The 5137-nt window shown below is 73.2% G+C and carries 4 protein-coding genes; all 4 read right to left on the minus strand.

Translation table 11 applies throughout. The features are described 5' to 3' along the window. Positions 1-120: 120 nt before the first annotated feature. Positions 121-885, minus strand: coding sequence for a DUF3159 domain-containing protein (locus ABZ495_RS36720; RefSeq protein ID WP_359809412.1), 765 nt, complete (start codon positions 883-885; stop codon positions 121-123). A gap of 2 nt (positions 886-887) precedes the next feature. After that, a complete protein-coding gene (locus ABZ495_RS36725; protein WP_329487687.1) occupies positions 888-1295 on the minus strand; it encodes an OB-fold nucleic acid binding domain-containing protein in 408 nt (135 codons plus the stop codon). 74 nt (positions 1296-1369) lie between these two features. Next, positions 1370-2050 carry a response regulator gene (locus tag ABZ495_RS36730; protein WP_329487688.1) on the minus strand — a complete coding sequence of 227 codons (681 nt, stop codon included), beginning with the start codon at positions 2048-2050 and terminating at the stop codon, positions 1370-1372. Positions 2051-2088: 38 nt separating this feature from the next. After that, positions 2089-4773 (minus strand): sensor histidine kinase KdpD, encoded by a 2685-nt coding sequence (locus tag ABZ495_RS36735; protein ID WP_359840334.1) that lies wholly within the window; start codon positions 4771-4773, stop codon positions 2089-2091. Between the last annotated feature and the right edge of the window lie 364 nt (positions 4774-5137).

Genomic DNA, 5137 nt, shown 5'->3' on the forward strand with positions numbered 1-5137 from the left:
GGGTCGACTACCAGCTGACCCTCGACCCGAAGGAGCGCGTCCTGGACGCGCTCAACAGCCGCACTCGGATCCGAGTGCGGGCCCCGCTGCTTGTTGTCCCGGCGGCGGGCTCCGCCGCCGCTACCGGTCGCCCGGCGGCGCCTCGGCCCCGTCCCCGGCCGGCTCCTCGTCCAGCTGCGCCTTGATGGGCGGCGGCGCCTTCAGCAGGATCTGCCAGGTGACGTACATCGCCAGCAGCATCGGCGGGATGCCCAGGGCGACCTTCAGCCAGCCGAGCAGGTTGACGTTGTGGGTGAAGTACAGCGGGAAGAGGATCACCGGCTTGATGCCCATGATCACCACCCAGGCCCAGGTGGCCTTGGTGTAGGCCGCGAGCCGGCCCGGGTTCTGCTTGCGCCAGGTGAACATCTCGCCGGTGATCGGGCCGAGCATCAGCCCGATCATCGGCCAGCGGACCAGTGCCGAGACGGCCAGGCCGATGCAGTAGCCGACGCTCCAGAGCAGACCGGGCAGGTAGAAGTTCTCCGCCTTGCCGGTCTTCATGGAGATCCAGGCGCCGATGGCGACCCCGAAGACACCGCTGAAGGCGTGCTGGACGGTCTCCCGCCGGGCCAGCCGCGCCACCACGAACAGTCCGCTCAGGCCGAGCGCGGCCCAGGCGGCCGCGGGGACCTGGTGGGTGATGTTGTACGTGACGATGAAGACCAGGCCGGGCAGCGTCATGTCGACCATGCCGCGGACACCGCCGAAGGCCTTCATCACGGTGTCGGCGGCCTCACGGGAGGCCGCCTCGCGGGAGGCGGCCTGCCTGGCCTCCTCCTCGCCGGGAGCCGCCTCGACCAGGTCGAGCTGGGCGGCGGGCTCGCCGCCGGAGTGGTTGCTCACGCTCATTCGCTCCCGTGCCCGACCGGACGCAGTTCGTAGCGGGGGTTGAACAGCACGCGGCGCCCGCGTGCGTGGCCGATCCGGCCGCTGGCCACCAGGCGGCGGCCGGGCTCTATGCCGGCGATGGAGCGCCGGCCGAGCCAGACCACGTCCAGCGCCTCGGTGCCGTCGAAGAGCTCGGCCTCCAGCGCGGGCACACCGGCCCGCGGGCGGAGGGTCACCGTTCGCAGGGTGCCGGCGACGGTGACCAGTTGACGGTCCCCGCAACTGGCGATCGGGGTGCAGCCCGACTCCGCCGCGATCTCCTGGCGCAGCTCCTCCGCCTGGAGCTCCTCCGTGGAGGAGGTCAGCCGGCTGAGCATGCGGCGGAAGCGGCCCTGCGGCTGGTCGCTGCTGTTGTCACCACTCATGTCGGAAGGGTACCGGTTTTGCGAGCCGTGGCGGCAGGCCGCGGCGGTGACCGAGGGGCCGGGCGCCCTCGGGGTCAGCCCTCGAAGCGGTAGCCCATGCCCGGCTCGGTGATGAAGTGGCGCGGGTGCGAAGGGTCCCGCTCCAGCTTGCGACGCAGCTGGGCGAGGTAGACCCGCAGGTAGTTGGTCTCGGTCCGGTACGCCGGGCCCCAGACCTCCTGGAGCAGCTGGGTCTGGCTGACCAGCCGGCCGGCGTTGCGGACCAGCACCTCCAGCAGGTGCCACTCGGTGGGGGTCAGGCGGATGTCGGCGCCGTCCCGGTTGACCTTCTTCGCCGCCAGGTCGACGGTGAAGCTCTCGGTGACCACCAGCGAGTCGTCCTCACCGGCCACCGGCTCGGCCCGGCGGACGGCGGCGCGCATCCGGGCGAGCAGCTCGTCCATGCCGAAGGGCTTGGTGACGTAGTCGTCGGCGCCCGCGTCGAGCGCCTCGACCTTCTCGTCGGAGGCGTGCCGGGCCGAGAGCACGATGATCGGCACCCTGGTCCAGCCGCGCAGGCCCTTGATCACCTCGACGCCGTCCATGTCGGGCAGGCCGAGGTCGAGGACCACCACGTCGGGGTGGCGGGCGGCGGCCAGCTCCAGGGCACCCGCCCCGTCGTGGGCCGCGTCGACCTCGTACTTGCGGGCCTTGAGGTTGATCACCAGCGCGCGGACGATCTGCGGTTCGTCGTCCACGACGAGGACCCGGGTCATACGGGCTCCGCCTTTCACAGCAGTCGGAAGGGTGGTGGTCATACGGGGGACGGGCGGTCGGCCGGCCCGGCCGACGCGGGGTGCCCGGACGGCCCGGGGCGCTCGGCTCGTTCGGGCACCCCGGCCTGCTCGGCCGGCCCGTCCCGGCCGGCCCGCTCGACCGGGTCGGCCCGCTCCGCCGGCTCCGGCGGCCGGTCCACGGCCGGCAGGGTGACGACCATGGTGAGACCGCCGCCGGGGGTGTCCTCGGCGGTGACCGTCCCGTCCATCGCCTCGACGAAGCCGCGCGCCACCGCGAGCCCGAGGCCCACCCCGGCCCCGCGCGGCGCGTCCCCGTACCGCTGGAACGGCGCGAAGATCCGTTCCTTGGCGTCCTCGGGCACCCCGGGCCCCCGGTCGACGATCCGCAGCTCGACCCGGCCCCGGCCGCCCACCGGGTGCAGGGCATCGGCCTTGACCAGCACCTTCACGCCCGCCGGGCTGTACTTGACGGCGTTCTCGACCAGGTTGGCCAGCGAGCGCTCCAGCAGCCCGCCGTCGGCCCTGATCATCGGCAGCGTCTCGGGGACGTCCAGCCGGACGGCCTCCGGCGGCACGCCGCCGAGGGCGAAGGGCACCACCTCGTCCAGGTCGGTCTCCTGGATCAGCGGCGTGACGGTGCCGGTCTGCAGCCGGCTCATGTCGAGCAGGTTGTTGATCAGGTGGTCGAGCCGGTCGGCGCCCGCCTCGATCCCCTCCAGCAGCTCCGCCTCGTCCGCCTCGTCCCACTCGACGTCCGCCGAGCGGAGCGAGCTGACCGAGGCCTTGATGCCCGCCAGCGGGGTCCGCAGGTCGTGCGAAACGGCGGCGAGCAGCGCCGTGCGGATCCGGTTGCCCTCGGCCTCCCGCCGGGCCGCGACGGCCTCCCCCGCCAGCCGGCGCCGTTCCAGCAGCACGGCCGCCTGGGCGGCGAAGGCGCCGAGCAGCCGGCGGTCCTCGGCGGGCAGCACCCGGCCGCGCAGCACCAGCGCCAGCGTGTCGCCGACCGGGACGTCCACGTCGGCGGTCTCCGGTCGCAGCGGCGGCCGCGGACCGGCCGCGGCGACCGACTGCCACGGCCCGAGCGGATCGGGCCGCTCCAGCAACGCGGCGGCGTCCTGCTGGAACGTCTCCCGGACCTGCTCCAGCAGCGCGGTCAGGACGCCGTCCCCGCTCGGCGCGCCCCGCAGCACCGTGCCGGCCAGCGCGCTGAGCGTCTGTGCCTCGGTCTGGCTGCGGGCCGCCTGGTGGGTCCGCCGGGCCGCGAGGTCCACCACGGACGCGACGGCGATGCCGACGGCGGTGAAGATCGCCACCGCCATGATGTTCTGCGGCTCGTCGATGGTGAAGGTGTGGATCGGCGGGGCGAAGTAGTAGTTCAGCGCCGAGGATCCGACCAGCGCCGCGCCGATCGCCGGGAAGAGACCGCCGACCAGCGCCGCGCAGACCGTCAGGGACAGGAACAGCAGCATGTCGGTGGAGAGCCCGAGGCCGTCGACGTGGGTCAGCAGCAGGGCCAGCAGCGGCGGGCCGCCCAGGCCGATCAGCCAGCCGGCGACGGTCCGCGACCGGCCGAGGTCGGTGACCCGGCGGACCGGCACCCGGCCCAGGCCCTTGGCGGCCTGCTCGTGCGTGACGATGTGCACGTCGATGTCGCCGGAGGCCCTGGTCACCGTGGTGCCCACGCCGGGGCCGTAGAGGTACTGCCAGGCGGGCCGGCGGCTGGTGCCCAGCACGATCTGGGTGGCGTTCACCCCGCAGGCGAAGTCCAGCAGCCCGGCGGCGGGGTCGTCGGCGAGCACCGCGTGGAAGCTGCCGCCGAGGTTCTCCACCAGCGCCCGCTGCTCGATCAGCGTCTGGGAGGAGCCGGATCCCGAGCCGGCCAGTCCGTCCGAGCGGGAGATGTGGACGGCGAGCAGTTCGCCGCCGGAGCCGCGGGCCGCGATCCGGGCCGCCCGGCGGATCAGGGTCGCCCCCTCCGGCCCACCGGTCAGGCCGACCACGATCCGCTCGCGCGCCTGCCAGGTGCCCTTGATGCCCTGCTCGGCCCGGTACTTCTGGAGGTACTCGTCAACCCGGTCGGCCGTCCAGAGCAGGGCCAGTTCGCGCAGTGCGGTCAGGTTCCCGGGGCGGAAGTAGTTGGCGAGGGCCGCGTCGACCTTCTCCGGCGCGTAGACGTTGCCGTGGGCCAGCCGCCGGCGCAGGGCCTGGGGCGACATGTCGACCAGTTCGAGCTGGTCGGCCCGCCGCACCACCTCGTCCGGCACGGTCTCCCGCTGCCGGACCCCGGTGATCCCCTCGACGACGTCGCCCAGAGACTCCAGGTGCTGGATGTTCACGGCCGATATGACGTCGATGCCGGCCGCCAGCAGCTCCTCGACGTCCTGCCACCGCTTGGCGGTGCGGGAGCCCGGCACATTGGTGTGCGCGAGTTCGTCGACGAGCACCACCTGCGGACGGCGGGCCAGTACGGCATCCAGGTCCATCTCGGTGAACGCGGCGCCCCGGTGGTCCAGCTCGCGGCGCGGGACGACCTCCAGGCCGTCCACGAGCTCCGCGGTGTGCCGCCGCCCGTGGTCCTCGACGAAGCCGACCACCACGTCCGTGCCGCGCTCCCGCCGCCGGTGCGCCTCGGAGAGCATGGCGTACGTCTTGCCGACCCCGGGCGCCGCTCCGAGGTAGATCCGCAGCCTGCCGCGTCCCATGTGCACCATTCTTGATCCGGCCGGTTCCGGGGACCATCCCGGACACGTGTTCCCCTCACCTTGGAGACTACGGCGTGGCCTGCGATTCTCCAGCGATCCGGCCGCTGATCAGGCAGTTTTAGCGGCATTTTGACGGCGGGAACGGCCCGGCCGGGGCACCGCCGGCCGCCCCACGGCCCCGGGTGCCCTCGGCCGCACGGTGGTCTCCGGGCCTCTCTGGGCCGTTCCGGGCCTCTCCGGATTTCTTCGGGCTGACCGGGATCGCCTTGTCCGGGAACGCAAAGAACCCCCCGATCCTTACGGACCGGGGGGTTCTTTGGAATGATTGTTCGGCGGCGTCCTACTCTCCCACAGGGTCCCCCCT

This window comes from Kitasatospora sp. NPDC005748, from assembly GCF_040630735.1.
Classification (GTDB): domain Bacteria; phylum Actinomycetota; class Actinomycetes; order Streptomycetales; family Streptomycetaceae; genus Kitasatospora.

Coding starts and splice junctions, on each gene's coding strand:
- ABZ495_RS36725 (WP_329487687.1), bottom strand. CDS start 1,295: ATGAGTGGTGACAACAGCAGCGACCAGCCGCAGGGCCGCTTCCGCCGC.
- ABZ495_RS36730 (WP_329487688.1), bottom strand. CDS start 2,050: ATGACCCGGGTCCTCGTCGTGGACGACGAACCGCAGATCGTCCGCGCG.
- ABZ495_RS36735 (WP_359840334.1), bottom strand. CDS start 4,773: ATGGGACGCGGCAGGCTGCGGATCTACCTCGGAGCGGCGCCCGGGGTC.